Here is a 16,330-nt window from a genome sequence, read left to right as displayed (position 1 = left end):
GATCTTCTACACCTTTACATCTTTCAGCATCAACTGGAGGGTGGTGTTTCCATTGTAGTGGTTTTGCTCAACCTGATAACAGATTGAAAACGGCTGGCCCGGTCGGAGTTGATCCGCGACATGGGCAAACCCAAACCCAATGGCTGTTAAGGTCTGCCCCCCCCTACCCTGACGAACGTTTATTTTGAGGTGCTTCTCTTTCATAATGATTGGCTCACTCACCAGATAAACATCCTCCGTCATAAATGTGGGCTGTAAGTTGTGTGGTCCAAACGGGCCCATTTGCCGAACGATTCGGTACAGCTTATCGCTGATCTCACTAAAATCCAGCGGCAGATCAATGTCAATCAGTGGGGTCAGGTGCTCCTCTTTGATGGTCCGGGAAACCACTTCTTCAAATTTTTTCCGGAAAGCATCGATATTATTGACCGACATAGTCATACCAGCAGCGAAGGTGTGGCCGCCAAACTGCTCCAGCAAATCAGAACATTCTTCAATGGCTTCGTACACGTCGAAACCCGGTACCGACCGCGCCGACCCGGCCGCCTTGTCGTTCGATTGGGTGAGAATGATGGTTGGACGGTGAAAGTGCTCGATGCAGCGGGACGCCACAATTCCAATCACTCCTTTGTGCCAGCTGGCATCAAAAAGCACCGTGCTTTTGGCCTGCGATAATAATTCATTTTCACGAATCATGGCCAGCGCCTGTTCCGTAATACTGCTGTCAAATTCGCGTCGGCTGTTGTTATGTTTGTTAATCGCCATCGCAAACTCATCCGCTTCCTCTTCCGATTCGGCCAACAGAAGCTGCACAGCTGCCTTCGCGTGCTGGATTCGGCCAGCGGCATTGATCCGCGGCCCAAGCCCGAATACCAGGTTCGTGATGTCTAATTCCCGCGAAAAACCAGCTATTTTGATCAATGCCTTGAGGCCTGTGCGAGGATCCGAATTTATTTGTTTGAGCCCGTAATAGGCCAACACCCGGTTTTCGCCCGTAACCGGCACAATGTCCGACGCAATGCTGACCGCCACCAGATCGAGGCACGGGTAGAGCTGGCTCAGGTCAATTTCTTTATGCAAACAGAATGCGTGGAGCAGTTTAAAACCTACGCCACAGCCACTTAATTCTTTATAGGGATAGGCGCAATCGTCCCGTTTGGGATCAAGTACGGCGGCTGCATCAGGCAGTTCATCACCTGGCCGGTGGTGGTCACAAATAATGAAATCGACGCCGAGTTCTTTTGCTTCAGCGACCCGCTCAACCGACTTGATACCACAGTCTAACGCAATAATTAAGGAAAACCCATTGTCGGCGGCCCATTGAATTCCCTGCTGCGAAATACCATACCCTTCCTTATAGCGGTCCGGAATATAATAATCGATGGCCGTGTGATAGTTTTTCAGAAAGCCATACACGAGCGCTACCGATGTGGTTCCATCTACATCATAATCGCCATAAATCAGGATTTTCTCCTGCCGCTCGGGAAGCATCGCCATTTGCAGACGTGTAATAGCCCGGTCCATGTCCTTCATTTCGAACGGGTTATGCAAATGGCCTATTTCCGGGCGAAAGAACATCCGCGCTTCTTCGTAGGTTTGTACACCTCGTTGTATCAATAAGGCCGCCAGAAATGGACTAACGCCAAGCGAATTGGTTAATGTCTGTATGGCGCCCTGCTGCTCCACCGAATCCGGGAAGGGTTTGGTGATCCAGCGTTTTACAGGAGGTGACGATTGGGCTATCATAATTGCAAGATAAATCCGTTTTTAGAAAAATACTGTATCTATGCTCATTTTGCTTTCGGCGTTAAGCCTTTTTGTATCCGGTGAGGAGCCAGTCAAACCACCTAAAAAGGCGAACTTACAAATTGAAATTCAGAACGTTCGTACCATGAACGGAGACGTTTATATTGCGTTATTCAACGTAAAAAATGCGTTTCCTGAAGGGAAACCGATGGAAGGAAAAAAGCTGGAAGCAACGGATAAAAGTGTTCAGGCAACTTTTTCCGTTGAGCCGGGCGATTATGCCGTTGCTGTTTACCACGACGAAAATGGAAACGGGAAAATGGACAAACGGATGTTTGGCATTCCTAAAGAACCGTACGGGTTCAGCAACAATTTCCGGCCAACCATGTCGGCGCCAAAATTCAGCGACTGTCGATTTAGTGTTGGCGACAGTGGCAAATTAATTAGTATAAAGCTGAATTAGAAATCATCAGAACTTCGCTTGACGTCTACGAACAGGCCTGGTTTACACCTGAGATTATCGCCAAAGTTGTGGACTCTAAGGCGAATCTTAGGTGTAAATTATAGAATTGGCACGAATCCTACAGGAAAGGCTGGGCAGTTCAGATTTTTTTTGTAATTTTATCCGGCAAATAACATCACTTGTCTATTTGCTATGAGCTTAGATACCAGTAAGTTTCTTTACGAGGCTCTCACCTACGACGACGTACTGCTCCTGCCTGCCTATTCGGAGGTACTCCCACGCGATACGCAAACCGTCACCCAACTCACGCGCAACATCCAGCTAAACGTTCCCCTGATCTCGGCGGCTATGGATACCGTTACCGAATCAGCGCTGGCCATTGCTATGGCGCAGGAAGGCGGCATCGGTATTATCCACAAAAACATGAGCATCGAGGCTCAGGCCGATCAGGTCCGGAAAGTAAAACGCTCCGAGAGCGGGATGATCATTGATCCCATTACCCTCCTTGAAACAGCCACGCTTGCCGACGCGCTCAAGATCATGCGTGAGTTCAAGATCGGTGGCATTCCCGTTGTCGATGAGAACAACAAACTGGTTGGCATCCTGACCAACCGCGACCTACGCTTCCAGAGTGACCTTTCGCAACCCGTCACGGGTATTATGACGCGCGAGAATCTGATTACGGCTCGGGAAGGCCTGACGCTCGAAGAAGCGGAGAGTATTTTGCAACAGTACCGGATTGAAAAACTTCCTATCGTCAACAACGACTATCATTTGGTTGGGCTGATTACCTACAAAGATATTCTCAAGAAAAAGAGCCACCCCAACGCCTGTAAAGACGAACTGGGGCGCCTACGTGTCGGAGCGGCTGTGGGCGTTACGCCCGATTTGACCCGGCGCATCGAAGCTCTTGTTAAAGCAGGTGTCGATGTGATCAGTGTCGATACGGCCCACGGTCACTCCAAAGGAGTTCTGGATGCCGTTCGGAGCATTAAACAGCAGTTCCCAAAATTACAGGTAATGGCTGGTAACGTAGCAACGGGGGAAGGCGCGAAAGCCTTGGCCGATGCTGGTGCCGACGCTGTGAAAGTTGGGGTAGGGCCAGGTAGTATCTGTACCACCCGTATTATTGCCGGCATTGGTATGCCCCAGTTAACGGCTGTGTATGAGGCTGCTAAAGCACTACAGGGTACGGGCATTCCTGTTATTGCCGATGGAGGGATTCGTTTCTCGGGCGATATTACGAAGGCGCTGGCCGGTGGTGCCAGTACGGTTATGATTGGATCGGTTCTGGCCGGTACCGAAGAGGCTCCCGGGGAGATCGTTCTGTATGAAGGTCGTCGGTTTAAGACTTACCGGGGTATGGGTTCGGTCGAAGCGATGGAAGATGGTTCTAAAGACCGTTATTTCCAGGACGCCGAAGATGATATCAAGAAACTGGTTCCTGAAGGTATCGTTGGCCGGGTTCCATTCAAAGGCAAGGTTTCGGAAATTGTGTATCAGATGGTGGGTGGTCTGAAAGCCGGGATGGGCTACTGCGGTGCTATCGACATTCCAACGCTTCAGCAAGCCAAATTCGTGAAGATCACAACGGCAGGTGCCCGCGAAAGTCATCCGCACGACATCTCGATCCAGAAAGAAGCTCCGAATTACTCAGTGAGGTAGCGAACGATGTAGGATATAGGGTGTATGATGTATGTACTAGCTCGTACACTCTATATCAACTATTAACTCCTGGAGGTGTTGAACCACCCGATACCATAAGAAGGCCTCTCGATTAGCACTTCTTCTTTATTTCCTGAATCCTAGGAATCCGCTAAAACGGCGGCCACCATACGCTGAATTCCAGAGGCAATGCGATTTTCAAGTTTATCAGTGAGTTTGAGCAACGGTAACAGGGCCTGAAAATTAGTGCTTTTACTTTCTTTTAAGGTTCTCATGTTGAGAAGTATGCCTGTAGGTGAAAACTTGCACAAAATTCGGCTTTTAACTGAAATGGATTTACCGAATAAGTACGGCATTTAATCCCCGTAAAAACGCTGATTTTCCAAACAAGTAGTCCTACGGTATAACCCAGGCATAAACCGTACAAATACGTATAAACGTCATCAGGGGACCTAACTCTACGGTTATGAAGGCTGTTGAAGTGGATCAATGTAAAATACAGCACTAGTGGTTCCATGCGTTGTCAGGTTCACCTCCCGGATGCCAATTCGGTAACTGTCAACGGCAAATTCGGACGCATCCTGTTTCATCTGGTAGAAGGTAGACGGCGTCAGTAATACAAGCAGATTTCCCCGTTGAACGACCTTCTCAACATGGTAATGCCCACAAACCACCGTTACGTGGCACGGCAGCTCACGTACTAACTCAAGAAATTCATCGCTTTGCTGAAACGCGTATTTCCGATCCATAAAGGCTACATCGGCGGGCAAAGGCGGGTGATGCATAAAAATCACAACATTGTTATCGCGTAAAGCCAGCATATACTCCCGAAGCCAGTCCCACTGATTATCCGAGAAGAAGCCCTTCGATGAATCCAGAAACAAAGCCGGACGCCCTTCAAGCGGCAACGCGTAATACAATTCGCCCGTGTGCAAATCGTGCCGTTTATTAAACACACTGGCCAGCAGTACCGGATCGTCGTGGTTACCCGAGATAATGTAATTTGGAAACGGGAGCTTGTCGATCTGCGTCCTCACCCACTCATACGTGACCTGATTCCCCCTCGTATCGCAAATATCTCCGCCCAGCACCAGGCAATTCGGTTTCAATTCGGCTACATAGTCCAGCGACCTCAAAAAATTTTGCCGGACATCTACGTTTTGTACGAGGTCACCCTCAGCACCCAGGTGCAAATCAGTCAGGAAAGCAATGCGCATGATTCAGGAGGAATGATAGTAGATGTATGCAGTATGATGTAGGTATATGGTGTGTATGACGTTGCTAATGTAAATATATACTGGATCATACACCCTACATCTTTCTTCATCAAGCCTCTTTCTTAGCTTCGTTCCAGTACACGTCCATTTCGGCCAGTGTCATATCGCTCAGGGATTTCCCACGGGCGCGGGCCTGCTGTTCAATGTATTGAAAACGCTTAATGAATTTTTTGTTTGTCCGTTCGAGGGCGGTTTCAGGATTAATATCGATGAACCGGGCGTAGTTGACCAGTGAAAAAAGCAGATCACCAAATTCGCCTTCAGCTCGCTGCTGGTCAATAACGGCCTGCGTATCGGCATTGAATTCGGCTTTAAACTCCTGCATTTCTTCCTCTACCTTCTGCCAGACCTGTTCTTTCTCGTCCCAGTCAAAGCCAGCCCCACGCGCCTTTTCCTGAATCCGCATGGCCTTCACCAGAGCGGGCAAGGACCCCGGTACCCCGCCAAGCACCGATTTATTTCCTTCTTTGAGTTTAAGTTGCTCCCAGTTCGCTTTTACCTGCTCCTCTGTTTCGGCAACGACCCTGCTTCCATTCGCATCCCCATAAATGTGCGGGTGCCGACGTATGAGCTTATCGCAGATGCCATTCAAAACATCGGCCATATCGAACTGACCGGTTTCGGACGCGATTTTGGCATAAAAAACCAGGTGCAACTGAATATCGCCCAGTTCTTTCCGGATCTCGGGCAAATCATTTTCCAGAATAGCGTCGGAGAGTTCGTAGGTTTCCTCAATGGTGAGGTGGCGCAGGCTATCCAGCGTCTGTTTGCGATCCCAGGGACACTGCTCACGCAACTCATCCATGATGGTCAGGAGCCGGTCAAACGCCATCATCTGTTCCTGACGGCGGGGAGTCATTTCGGTAAACGTCATACGGTAAAGATAACGGAAAAACGAGGAAAGACTGTACAGACAATGACATGACGAACCCCTATGAGTACAAATGGGCGGTCGAGATCTACAGAAAATTGTAACGGGAAATTAGCAGCTTTGAGATGAAGGACGCCTTCCACAAAGCGCATTTGGCTCAGTTAAATCTGGCTAAAAGAAGCCTCGTCCAGACCAGCTGGTTCCGTAATCAAATTGACTCGATCTTAAGCCGCTGAAAATATTTATGCCTGTCTACTTGACATAGGTTTAATTAATGCACTTACTTTGCAAAACAAAGTACTTTATAGGATGCATATCTCAGCAACGTCTCCTTATTCCTCCGGCATGATCTCCCCTCGCGACGCCCGCTCTGGCAAAGGCACACGGGCGCTGGCGCTACTGACGCTTATCGGGCTTGGTTTGGTAACAACACGGGGTTTACTGACGGGCAACTGGTGGTTCTTCATCATGCTAACCTGGAACCTGTTCCTGGCCTGGTTTCCGCTGGGTGTTGTGCTGGTGTTGCGCGACTTACGGCAATCCGGTTTCAACAATAAATGGCTGTTGGTGGGTGGATTAGCGGGTTGGCTGGCCTTTTTGCCCAATGCTCCCTACATCATTACCGACCTGTTCCACATCAAGCATGTCGACCAGCCCCTACTCTGGTTTGACACTATGGCGCTGTTCGTCTTTGCGTTGACCGGCTTGCTGATCGGTTTGTACTCCATCCTCATCGTTCATCGGATGCTTCGGCCCTTGTCAGGCAATTTATCAACCTGGGCCTTGATCTTCAGCAGCCAGATTCTGTCAGGATTCGGTATCTACCTGGGCCGTATTGGCCGTTGGAATAGTTGGGATGTTCTGACCAGCCCGACAGCCCTGACAATGGCCATTGCCCGCGCCTACCACGACCACCTGAGCATAAAACTGACCATTGCGTACGGGTTTGTCCTGTTCCTGATGTACGTCGCTTTCTACTGGTACATCGACCATGAAAAGGAATCAGAGCGTAGCCAGTAAGCAGAGAAAATTTGTGACGCTGGTGGAGATAAATCAGGTCATACCGAGCGTCTGCCAACTGGCCAATAGAAAGCCTGTTCTTTTCGCCTTAGCTTTGCCAAATGATTGATTTTCCTAAAGTACTGCGGAGCTTTCGGTTTGCGGGGCAGGGCATTCTGGATTTGTTTCGGTTTGAGAACAATGCCAAAGTGCACTTACTGGTGGCGATTCTGGTTATCGGGGCTGGGGTTGTCTTAAGCCTCAACCCGGTAGAATGGGCCATTATCCTAACTCAGATCGGGCTTGTCTGGGCGGCCGAAGCGTTCAACACCGCCATCGAGAAACTATGCGATTTCGTCTCTCCAGGTTTACACCCGCAGATTAAAGCTATTAAAGACCTCTCGTCCGGTGCGGTCCTGATTTTAACCATTGTGGCCGTGCTGGTGGGACTTATTATTTTTGGCGGCCATCTATTGATGCTATTTTTCCCGTAAAAACAGAAATCTTTCAGTCTTTCGCATTTTCACCCTTTACTCATGCACGAATCGCGCGAACATCTACAAACCCTGACGGAAATTCGTAGCCTGATGGAACGCTCTTCTAAATTTCTGTCGCTAAGCGGCTTGTCGGGCGTTTCGGCGGGCGTAATCGCGCTTATTGGGGCTATTGTCGTCTCGGCACGCTTACAAACAGGGCTATTCACGGCGCTCCGCCACGATTATTCGGATGCGAATTATACCCACATGAACCATCAGGAAGTCAGGCAGTTTCTGGTAACGGTTGCCCTGGCTGTCCTGGTACTGGCGTTATTATCAGGAAGTTATTTTACGGTTCGAAAAGCCAGACGTCAGGGACAGACCGTTTGGAACACATCATCGCAGCGATTAGTCTGGGCTATGCTTGTTCCATTGGCTACGGGTGGCGTATTTTGTCTGGCGCTGTTACAGTACAACTTAATCTGGCTGGCCTTTCCGGTAACGCTTATTTTCTACGGACTGGCGCTGCTGAATGGCAGTAAATACACTCTCCGCGATGTCGAGTCGCTGGCCTACTGCGAAATTGGACTAGGTTTACTATCCTTGTTTTGGCCGGGCTACAACCTACTAACCTGGGCCGTTGGCTTTGGCGTTTTGCATATTGTGTATGGCCTGGCCATGTATTTCAAATACGAACGAACCACTGAATGAAGAACGACCTGCTGGCTCAATTCAATAAAGCCTTTGAAAGCAAAGCGCGGCTAAGCATCATGTCGGTATTGATGGTCAATGAGTTCATGAGTTTCAACGCGCTTAAAGAGTTACTTGGCCTGACCGACGGCAACCTTGCCACTCATCTGCGTGCTTTGGAAGAAGCCGGTTATGTGGCTGTGCAGAAGCAATTTATTGGGCGCAAACCAAATACGACTTACTCCGCCACCGATGCCGGTCAGCAAGCCTTCTCGGATCACCTGATGGCACTGGAAGAATTCATCAAAAATTTGTAAAACCAGCCGAGTATTCTTTTTCAGCCGCTTATTTAACTCACTACCAGCTACTTGTCGTGGCGGATAGCTACCGCATGCTCATTTTTATTTACCCTTTCACTTTGTAAAACAAAGTACTTTCAGGAAGACACTATTTAATGAATCGCTGGCTCAGCCCTTGGGCTAACATAGAGATTAATTGCCCCTGTAAATCCCGACAACGATCGACAATCCCGGGGGAAAGCGCTTTCTCTCTTTTTAATAAACTGGTAATAAAAACGTAGTTTGAACGCATGCTTTGAACCTCCACCTGCCAATGGCCTGCATTTGCCGTTCGATTCTTAATGATTGCGCCAACAAGTTTCTTGTTAAACTTCATGCTCACGATGGTTAAAAACGCGCTCCCAGGGTCTCATTAAGTAGTTCAGAGACGGTGTACTCGTTCTCGCAAAACTATAAAGCCTTTTTTTTAGGGTCATGTCGTTTTTTTTAAATTTCTATCTGTCATTAGTCAGCTTTAGTTTTCATTTTACATGTTTGATAAATCTATAATATACCGTTTAGGTAATATATTACAGTCTAATTGGTTAATGTATGTATGGGCACCCTACTAGTACAATACAGCATACGGCTGATCATCAATAGTTTTTTACAAAACAACCATTCAGACTGTAAGAAAAATATGTGGAAACAAGGCCGTCTTTGCATAGGTTGCTTTGGTTTCTGCCTGACAGCGACATGACAACATCAACACCTGAAAAAGAATCGGTACGGCTACACGCTCTGACCAGTTATAACATTCTGGATACACTTCCTGAACAGGAATACGACGCAATTACTCAAATTGCGTCGCATATCTGCCAGACGCCTATTTCGCTGATTTCCTTGCTGGACGACCATAGGCAATGGTTTAAATCAGCGCATGGACTGGCAATGTCGCAAACCCCACGCCAGGATGCCTTCTGTAGTCACGCTATCAATGAACCCGATCAGCTGATGGTTGTTACAGACGCCCGGATCGACAAGCGGTTTATAACCAATCCGCTCGTTACAGGCGAACCAAATATTGTTTTCTACGCGGGTATGCCGCTGGTCGATGGAGAAGGTCAGGCACTAGGCACCTTATGCGTATTTGACCGGAAACCCCGACAACTGGACGCCCAGCAACAGGCCTCCCTGGAAGCCCTGGCCCGCCAGGTAGTCTCGCTGCTTCAACTGCGCCGAAGCCAGTCGCAACTGGCCGAAGTAAGCCAGACGCTACAAACCCTAAACCAGGAATTACATCGGAGTAATCAGACGCTACAAACCATTGTCGATAATTGTCCGGCGGGGCTGGTGCTCTGGAAAGCTGTCTGGAAAAAGGATCGTATTATCGACTTTCAGTACGTTTTCACCAACTCAAAGAATGCTACTTTCACGGGTTTACCGATTGAGCAGATGACCGGAAATTCGTTAAAATCATTATTCCCGGAAGTGGCAAAAGATGGTCTTTTCAAACGGCTATTGACCGTTATCGAAACACGGCAACAACAGCAATACCAACAGTCTTACGATTTTAATCAACGAACCGCCTGGGGCGAATTTACCCTAACGCCCTGTGGGGATGGTATTTTATTTTCCTTTCAGGATATTACGCAACTTAAAAAGACAGAACAGGAGTTAAAAATTCATACGGATAATCTGACGCAGTTGGTTTCGGAACGAACAACCGAAATCTACCAACTATCGGCCTTACAGAAAGCAATCCTCGAACATGCGGGTGTTGCCATTATTTCAACCGACACCGAGGGTCTCATTCAGACAGTTAATCCAGCGGCCGAAAAATTGGTGGGCTACCGGGCCGACGAGCTCATTGGGCAACACACCCCCATCATGTTTTATGATCCGATTGATTTGGACAATAAGGCCAAAAAATTAACCGAGCAACTTGGCCAACCGGTAAAGCCGACGTTTGAGCTATTCAAACTACTAGCTGATAGTCAGGCAGATAACTATACCATCTGCAGCCGTGATGGCCGTCGTACGCCAGTGGTACTCACCCGAACGGCGTTGCGTGATGAATCCGGAACCATAACCGGTTACGTAGGTATGGCTACAGATATAACCACTCAGAAACAAATTGAGTTGTTATTGCAGCAGTCGCTGGAAAGAGAACAGGAGTTAAATAAGTTGAAATCGAAATTTGTAACGACGGCCTCCCACGAGTTTCGCACGCCACTTGCCACCATCCAGTCCAGTGTCGAGTTGGTGAAGCTATATCTGGAGCAACCTCGGGAAGCGGCACAGCCTGTTATTCAACGGCATTTAGCGAGTATTGAAAACCAGATTCTCAATGTGAGCGATATGTTGTCTGATATGTTGAACGTGGCCAAGATCGAAGCCGGTAAAATTGATTATAACCCGCAGCTAATTGAAATTGATCAACTGATTCACGACGTGATCCGTACGCACTTTACCGAACGACAGGACAAACGCACGGTGCTTGTAACGGTGAACGGCCAGCCGCAGTTGACATACCTGGATAAGAAGTTGATGACTCACGTGCTGGGCAACCTGCTTTCCAATGCGTTTAAGTTCTCAACCGAGAATCCTGAATTACACGTTGATTTTGAACAGAAGCAACTCGTCTTAACTGTTGTTGATAAAGGTATCGGTATTCCAGCCAGCGAACTGCCTCAATTGTTCAATACTTTTTTTCGAGCCAGTAATGCCGTTACTATCCAGGGCTCAGGGCTGGGCTTAGTCATTGCCCGTCAGTTTGTTGAACTACATGGGGGAAGCCTAACTATTGGCAGCGAAGAAAACCAGGGCACGCATTGTACGATCAAAATCCCCTATCAGTCCTATTCCTGTTGATTCCTGAATTAACTTACCAAAAAGCGCTATCCTCGCCATGCAAAAACTGTTACTAATTGAAGATGAAACACTTATTCGTGAGAATCTAGCCGAATTATTAACACTGAATGGGTTTACTGTCTATACAGCCTCCAATGGAAATGAAGGCATTAAACAGGCTACGCAGCAGCAACCGGACCTAATCCTGTGCGATATAATGATGTCCGAAATGGATGGCTTTCAAACGCTGGAAGTCATTCGCGCCAATCCATTGTTGAGCAATACACCATTTTTGTTCCTGACCGCCAAAGCCGATATGACGGACACGCGCAAAGGCATGGCGCTGGGAGCCGACGATTACCTGACGAAGCCGTTCACCATGGACACCCTGCTCACGGCTATTCGGACGAGGCTCCAGCGTGAAGCGCAACGAAAAGCGCATACCCATACACTCCTTCAGGAGCAGCTCAGGGCTATGACAAATCTCTCTACCCACGAATACAATACGCCCCTCACCGGGATACTGGGCTTTACTTCCTTACTAATCGATTATTACGGAGAATTTAGCCGGGCCGAGAATTTGTCGATGCTGGACATGATCAAAGTTAATTGCCTGCGCCTAAAACGATCTCTGGACAATAACCGACTGATTACCCGACTGCAGACCATTGATCCTGCGGATACAGCCTACAGTTTTTTCAGTACTGGTCGTTCCGAAATTACTGCCGATGTATTTAACAAACATTTGCTTTCGGCAGGCTATCGTCAAAATCGACAAATCCCGTGTCAGCTTAATGTAGAGAGTGCACAACTGGTAATTTCGGATGAAAACCTGGCTATCATTCTGGAAGAACTAACGGATAATGCCATTAAGTTTTCGGCTGATGATCAGTCGATTCACATAACGGGTCGATTAAAACCAGACTATTATGAATTGACCTTCCTGAATCATGGGCAGCCTTTTCATCAGGACGATATTAAACAAACAGCGCCCTACCGGCAATTCGACCGTTCCCGGTATGAGCAGCAGGGCTTCGGATTAGGCATCGCCATTACCAACAAGCTGTTAGAATTCAATAAAGGCTCTCTTCATATCGAGAGCCTGGACCTAAGCACAACGCAGGTTGTTGTCCAACTCCCGATACCAGCCTGATACAATTTAAACGGTTCAGCCAATGAAAAGCCGATGGGTGAACTCCATCGGCTTTTCATTGGCCGGACATAGATTGAGTTGAACGTTAACAATGCGGGTAACTCAGAGAATCAAGCAACTATGGGTCTCGGCTTTGTCAAAGATTTTCGCTTGATCCCATAATTACTTTACCGTAAAATCTGAATCTTTCAGGCCTTTATTGATCTTCACGTTGTCGATGGTCATGGTCATAGGACCACGGGGCGACTGCTGCTGGATCGTCATCGGAAATTTGATACCGTTTACGTCTTTATAATCAGAGTAGACCATTGTCGACATCATCGCTTCGCCTTTCTGCGATTTGCCCGTCATCACAGATTGTACTTTGAGCCCCGTCGTCGCATCGAAGTTATCGGTCCAGGTAGCCGATCCATCAGAGGTCGTGTGGCTAAGTTTGTAGGTGTCTTTATTATCTACTTTTTCAGGTCCGACCAGCGTCGTTTTCACGCCATTTTCGGCGTAATGCAACTCAGGAAAGATGGTATTAGTGGCTGTCATCTGTTGAGCAGCTGGTCCCTCAAGGGTACGACTTCCCTGCATGCCACCCATAGCCACCTTCGAGCCATCGCCCGTCTGCCGCATTACTTCCATACCGTTGGCGTTAATGACCATCGAGAACTTGTTCGGTAGTTTCTGTTTCCGCGTGATCAAAATGGCGCCCATCTGCCCTTCACTGGACATGCTGGTGGTCATGTCAGTCACTTTCATTAAGGCATCTTTACCGCCAATGGCTGCAATGTATTTGTCGATTACCTCTTCGGCCGTTGGGGTTGTTTGGGCCAGAGCCGATTGCCAGCACACGGCTACCACTCCAACAAATAATACTAGCTTTTTCATATTATTTCAGCGAATGTGTCTATCAAAGATACAACATAGCACCAGGAACAGCAATAGGCTCCGTCGACGCTTCATCAATCAGGACAAGAGCGCAAACTGAGCAAGAAAGATCAAGGCTCCGGCTACATAGCCAATCAGGGCGAGCCAGCTTACCTTGCGCAGATACCAGCCAAACGACAGCTTTTCCATGCCCATAACCGCTACACCAGCCGCCGAGCCAATCAGCAGCAGACTGCCGCCCGTGCCGGCACAATAGGCCAGAAACATCCATAGTTTATTATCGACGGCATAGGTTTGCATATCATACATTCCCATAGCTGCAGCTACGATGGGCACATTATCGACCACGGCCGAGGCAACGCCAATGAGCAGAACAATACTGTCCAGATTACCAACGGCCTGGCTCAAGGAGTCGGCCAGCGACCGCAGTACACCCGTCGACTCCAGCGCCCCAACAGCGAGCAGTATGCCGAGAAAGAAGAGAATACTGGGCGTGTCGATCCGGCTTAGTGCATAAGAGGCCGTAAACTTTTTCCGCTCCGCTTCGTCTTTGTCACTATGTATAATCTCCGAGGCCACCCAAATGCAACCAAGCACCAGCATCATGCCCATGTAGGGTGGCAAGTGGGTAATTGTCTTAAAAATAGGCACGAACAGCATACCGCCCAACCCAATAGCCAGCATGATTCGCCGGTCACGCCGAGACATAGGCGTGACGTAGGGACGACTAATTCCCGACTTCGCCGTTATTGGTTTTTCTTCAGACCTGGATTTATAGAATCGCGTCAGTATTACCAACGGCACCAGTAAAGAAACCAGGCTGGGCAGCAACACCGTACTGATAATATGAGTCGTCGTAATTTGGCCGCCAATCCAGAGCATGGTTGTCGTAACGTCGCCAATGGGCGACCAGGCGCCCCCCGCATTGGCCGCCAGGATAATCATACCCGCCATCATGTGCCGATCTTCCGTATCCCGAATCAGTTTACGGGCAACCGACACCATAACAATGGAGGTCGTGAGGTTATCTAACAAAGCCGACAAGAAAAAGGCGAGCAGACTCACAATCCAGAATAAGGTGCGAATATTTCGGCTGGCAATACGATCCGTAATGAGCGTAAATCCGTCGTGTACATCGATCAGTTCGACAACCGTCATGGCTCCCATCAGAAAAAACAGAATCTCAGCTGTATCTGTCAGGTGATGCTCCAGTTGATGCCCAACAGCTTCGGCTTCGGTTGCCATGAGCGCATAAGTGGCCCAGCATAAGATACCGGTAATGAGCGCCGTGGCCGTCTTGTTAATCTTAATGGAATGTTCAAGGGTAATCAACAGGTAACCGATTACAAAGAGAATAGTGAGTATACTTGCCATAATGAGCCATTTTGTCTTAATTCTTGTTAGCCGCTTATGAACCTACCCGCGTCTATGTTCGTCATTCGCCTTGCGTCACTGGGTCCGGATGGAATGGCCTTGTTTCCATTTATTTTAGTGAAACAGGCAAATCCAGGGCCTGTTCTCCTTAATCACGAACGAATTCATTTGCGCCAGCAGGCCGAACTGGGTGTTGTCTTGTTCTACATCTGGTATGTCCTTGAATACCTCATTCGTCGGTTGCAATATGGTCAGCATTATCAGGCTTATCGAAACATCAGCTTTGAGCGGGAAGCATTCGCCAACGAAGAGAATTTAGCCTATTTAAAATCGCGCCGATGGTGGGCTTTCTGGCAATACATGAGGGAATGATGAACGGTGAGTGATGATAAAATAAATATTTTTTATTCATCATTCCCTTACCTTTCTGCTTCCCATTATGCCCGCCATAACAACCAGGTAGAGCAACACAACGACCAGAAGTGGTATGCCTTCCCGGAAACCCTGCAATCGTAAATCTTCGGGAATGTTCAAATAAAGTAAAAGCGTGATCAGGCCACGAGGGGCCACCCACAACAAGGCGCCTGAGGTTCCCCAGTAGGTCAGCCGAAGCGTTACCCAGCGCCAGCCAATAATGATGAGCACGAATAATGCACTCACAATCAGCGCGTCGACATCAACTAATTCATGGGGAATAGCTGCGTAACCTAAAATCAGATAAAAGAACGTGCGTACAACGAACGAACCTTCAGCCGTCAGGTTTTTGAGTTGGTCTAGCTCTTTCTCAAACAGATCATTCTTAAGAATCAGGCTCAGCCGCCCCCGGATGAATAACTCCGTATTGTTGAGGAACAAGCCAAAAATAAGAATGAGCAACAGAGACGACAGGTGGTTGATTTCGGCCAGGGCATAGACCAGGAAAAGAACCGATATGATCGGCAGGAATTTAATTCGGTGGTTAATTCGGCCAATCAGATAAAGCAGCAGAAAGCAGCAAATCAGCGAAATAAACGCCATAAAAAACGTATCGCGGGCAAAGAGCCATACCGCACTCATGACTGAATCCCGGCTCAGCAACAGGAAGTTATAGGCCATAATACCCAGGATACTGGCAAAGGCCGATTCATAAACCGCATATTCGCGCTGCCCCCCCGACAATTGGTCTACCCGCTGAACCGTGACGGTACTGCTGATGATCGAGAACGGCAGCGCTGCAATCAGGCAATGATAGAAGGAATCGTTCAGAAGCAGGTAGAGCATACCCGCCATGAGCAGCGTTCCACCAGCAATGGCGAGCAACGAAGCGAGCAGCGTTCGTCGTAACACACTCAGCCGATCTGTGTGAAGCTCCAGATCGAGCCCTCCTTCCAGCACAATCAGAATGAGCCCCAGCGTACCCAGCGTTGGCAAAATGGCATTGACGTACGGGACCTGAACATCGAAATACTGCGTCGCCTGTCTGGTCAGCATCCCCAGCAGGAGCAGCAACAAAACAGAAGGTGTTTTGAACCGACTACTGAATAAGTCGAAGCCATAGGAAATCAATACCGACAAACTCAGGACTATAATCAGAATTGATGAATCCATTCGGCAAAATAAATCACATATA

At 48.3% G+C, this 16,330-nt stretch carries 16 protein-coding genes; 9 read left to right on the top strand and 7 right to left on the bottom strand.

Features of this window, described 5'->3' with window-relative positions; translation table 11 throughout:
- Positions 1-6 precede the first annotated feature (6 nt).
- On the bottom strand, positions 7-1,746 hold the full coding sequence (gene recJ, locus SD10_RS07340) for a single-stranded-DNA-specific exonuclease RecJ (RefSeq protein WP_046376350.1): 1,740 nt from the start codon (positions 1,744-1,746) through the stop codon (positions 7-9).
- A 40-nt stretch (positions 1,747-1,786) separates the two neighbouring features.
- On the opposite strand from recJ, the gene SD10_RS07335 reads away from it, so the two are divergent.
- Together SD10_RS07335 and guaB are read left to right on the top strand one after the other, a co-directional pair.
- Positions 1,787-2,209, top strand: a complete 423-nt coding sequence (locus SD10_RS07335) for a DUF2141 domain-containing protein (protein ID WP_046376349.1) — start codon at positions 1,787-1,789, stop codon at positions 2,207-2,209.
- 192 nt (positions 2,210-2,401) lie between these two features.
- The gene (guaB, locus tag SD10_RS07330) at positions 2,402-3,874 is read left to right on the top strand and encodes an IMP dehydrogenase (protein ID WP_046376348.1); all 1,473 of its coding nucleotides are present in this window, start codon (positions 2,402-2,404) and stop codon (positions 3,872-3,874) included.
- Between the two features lie 464 nt (positions 3,875-4,338).
- On the opposite strand, the gene SD10_RS07320 is transcribed toward guaB, so the two are convergent.
- Together SD10_RS07320 and mazG are read right to left on the bottom strand one after the other, a co-directional pair.
- The gene (locus SD10_RS07320) at positions 4,339-5,091 is read right to left on the bottom strand and encodes a metallophosphoesterase (protein WP_046376346.1); all 753 of its coding nucleotides are present in this window, start codon (positions 5,089-5,091) and stop codon (positions 4,339-4,341) included.
- Positions 5,092-5,200: 109 nt separating this feature from the next.
- Complete coding sequence (mazG, locus tag SD10_RS07315; protein WP_046376345.1) at positions 5,201-6,025, bottom strand: nucleoside triphosphate pyrophosphohydrolase; 825 nt, start codon at positions 6,023-6,025, stop codon at positions 5,201-5,203.
- 306 nt (positions 6,026-6,331) lie between these two features.
- On the opposite strand from mazG, the gene SD10_RS07310 reads away from it, so the two are divergent.
- The 4 genes from SD10_RS07310 to SD10_RS07295 all read left to right on the top strand — a co-directional run bounded on the left by SD10_RS07310 (position 6,332) and on the right by SD10_RS07295 (position 8,504).
- Positions 6,332-7,042, top strand: coding sequence for a DUF1361 domain-containing protein (locus tag SD10_RS07310; RefSeq protein ID WP_052731108.1), 711 nt, complete (start codon positions 6,332-6,334; stop codon positions 7,040-7,042).
- 101 nt (positions 7,043-7,143) lie between these two features.
- A complete protein-coding gene (locus SD10_RS07305) occupies positions 7,144-7,515 on the top strand; it encodes a diacylglycerol kinase family protein (RefSeq protein ID WP_046376344.1) in 372 nt (123 codons plus the stop codon).
- 42 nt (positions 7,516-7,557) lie between these two features.
- Positions 7,558-8,208 carry a hypothetical protein gene (locus SD10_RS07300; protein WP_046376343.1) on the top strand — a complete coding sequence of 217 codons (651 nt, stop codon included), beginning with the start codon at positions 7,558-7,560 and terminating at the stop codon, positions 8,206-8,208.
- Entirely contained in the window at positions 8,205-8,504 is a 300-nt protein-coding gene (locus SD10_RS07295) for a winged helix-turn-helix domain-containing protein (RefSeq protein ID WP_046376342.1), read from the top strand. The genes SD10_RS07300 and SD10_RS07295 overlap by 4 nt, the downstream gene beginning before the upstream one ends.
- Positions 8,505-8,634: 130 nt before the next feature.
- Here the strand turns inward: SD10_RS07295 and SD10_RS07290 are convergent, their stop codons facing one another.
- On the bottom strand, positions 8,635-8,862 hold the full coding sequence (locus SD10_RS07290; protein WP_046376341.1) for a hypothetical protein: 228 nt from the start codon (positions 8,860-8,862) through the stop codon (positions 8,635-8,637).
- Positions 8,863-9,221: 359 nt separating this feature from the next.
- On the opposite strand from SD10_RS07290, the gene SD10_RS07285 reads away from it, so the two are divergent.
- Together SD10_RS07285 and SD10_RS07280 are read left to right on the top strand one after the other, a co-directional pair.
- The gene (locus SD10_RS07285; protein WP_148562393.1) at positions 9,222-11,339 is read left to right on the top strand and encodes a sensor histidine kinase; all 2,118 of its coding nucleotides are present in this window, start codon (positions 9,222-9,224) and stop codon (positions 11,337-11,339) included.
- Between the two features lie 37 nt (positions 11,340-11,376).
- Complete coding sequence (locus SD10_RS07280) at positions 11,377-12,471, top strand: hybrid sensor histidine kinase/response regulator (protein ID WP_046376339.1); 1,095 nt, start codon at positions 11,377-11,379, stop codon at positions 12,469-12,471.
- 162 nt (positions 12,472-12,633) lie between these two features.
- Here SD10_RS07280 and SD10_RS07275 read toward each other — a convergent pair whose 3' ends face one another.
- Together SD10_RS07275 and nhaD are read right to left on the bottom strand one after the other, a co-directional pair.
- The gene (locus SD10_RS07275; RefSeq protein ID WP_046376338.1) at positions 12,634-13,347 is read right to left on the bottom strand and encodes a hypothetical protein; all 714 of its coding nucleotides are present in this window, start codon (positions 13,345-13,347) and stop codon (positions 12,634-12,636) included.
- A 78-nt stretch (positions 13,348-13,425) separates the two neighbouring features.
- Positions 13,426-14,721 carry a sodium:proton antiporter NhaD gene (gene nhaD / locus SD10_RS07270; RefSeq protein WP_046376337.1) on the bottom strand — a complete coding sequence of 432 codons (1,296 nt, stop codon included), beginning with the start codon at positions 14,719-14,721 and terminating at the stop codon, positions 13,426-13,428.
- Between the two features lie 36 nt (positions 14,722-14,757).
- Here nhaD and SD10_RS07265 point away from each other — a divergent pair, with 36 nt between their 5' ends.
- Positions 14,758-15,093 (top strand): hypothetical protein, encoded by a 336-nt coding sequence (locus tag SD10_RS07265; protein WP_227699165.1) that lies wholly within the window; start codon positions 14,758-14,760, stop codon positions 15,091-15,093.
- A gap of 39 nt (positions 15,094-15,132) precedes the next feature.
- Here SD10_RS07265 and SD10_RS07260 read toward each other — a convergent pair whose 3' ends face one another.
- A complete protein-coding gene (locus SD10_RS07260) occupies positions 15,133-16,308 on the bottom strand; it encodes a cation:proton antiporter (protein ID WP_046376335.1) in 1,176 nt (391 codons plus the stop codon).
- Positions 16,309-16,330 lie beyond the last annotated feature (22 nt).

The organism is Spirosoma radiotolerans, assembly GCF_000974425.1.
Taxonomy (GTDB): Bacteria; Bacteroidota; Bacteroidia; order Cytophagales; family Spirosomataceae; genus Spirosoma; species Spirosoma radiotolerans.
This window is presented reverse-complemented; position numbering and strand designations above follow the sequence as displayed.

Excerpts from the sequence above, each read along its gene's own strand:
- recJ (WP_046376350.1), bottom strand. The coding sequence starts at position 1,746 with ATGATAGCCCAATCGTCACCTCCTGTAAAACGCTGGATCACCAAACCC.
- SD10_RS07335 (WP_046376349.1), top strand. The coding sequence starts at position 1,787 with ATGCTCATTTTGCTTTCGGCGTTAAGCCTTTTTGTATCCGGTGAGGAG.
- guaB (WP_046376348.1), top strand. The coding sequence starts at position 2,402 with ATGAGCTTAGATACCAGTAAGTTTCTTTACGAGGCTCTCACCTACGAC.
- SD10_RS07320 (WP_046376346.1), bottom strand. The coding sequence starts at position 5,091 with ATGCGCATTGCTTTCCTGACTGATTTGCACCTGGGTGCTGAGGGTGAC.
- mazG (WP_046376345.1), bottom strand. The coding sequence starts at position 6,025 with ATGACGTTTACCGAAATGACTCCCCGCCGTCAGGAACAGATGATGGCG.
- SD10_RS07310 (WP_052731108.1), top strand. The coding sequence starts at position 6,332 with ATGCATATCTCAGCAACGTCTCCTTATTCCTCCGGCATGATCTCCCCT.
- SD10_RS07305 (WP_046376344.1), top strand. The coding sequence starts at position 7,144 with ATGATTGATTTTCCTAAAGTACTGCGGAGCTTTCGGTTTGCGGGGCAG.
- SD10_RS07300 (WP_046376343.1), top strand. The coding sequence starts at position 7,558 with ATGCACGAATCGCGCGAACATCTACAAACCCTGACGGAAATTCGTAGC.
- SD10_RS07295 (WP_046376342.1), top strand. The coding sequence starts at position 8,205 with ATGAAGAACGACCTGCTGGCTCAATTCAATAAAGCCTTTGAAAGCAAA.
- SD10_RS07290 (WP_046376341.1), bottom strand. The coding sequence starts at position 8,862 with ATGAAGTTTAACAAGAAACTTGTTGGCGCAATCATTAAGAATCGAACG.
- SD10_RS07285 (WP_148562393.1), top strand. The coding sequence starts at position 9,222 with ATGACAACATCAACACCTGAAAAAGAATCGGTACGGCTACACGCTCTG.
- SD10_RS07280 (WP_046376339.1), top strand. The coding sequence starts at position 11,377 with ATGCAAAAACTGTTACTAATTGAAGATGAAACACTTATTCGTGAGAAT.
- SD10_RS07275 (WP_046376338.1), bottom strand. The coding sequence starts at position 13,347 with ATGAAAAAGCTAGTATTATTTGTTGGAGTGGTAGCCGTGTGCTGGCAA.
- nhaD (WP_046376337.1), bottom strand. The coding sequence starts at position 14,721 with ATGGCAAGTATACTCACTATTCTCTTTGTAATCGGTTACCTGTTGATT.
- SD10_RS07265 (WP_227699165.1), top strand. The coding sequence starts at position 14,758 with ATGAACCTACCCGCGTCTATGTTCGTCATTCGCCTTGCGTCACTGGGT.
- SD10_RS07260 (WP_046376335.1), bottom strand. The coding sequence starts at position 16,308 with ATGGATTCATCAATTCTGATTATAGTCCTGAGTTTGTCGGTATTGATT.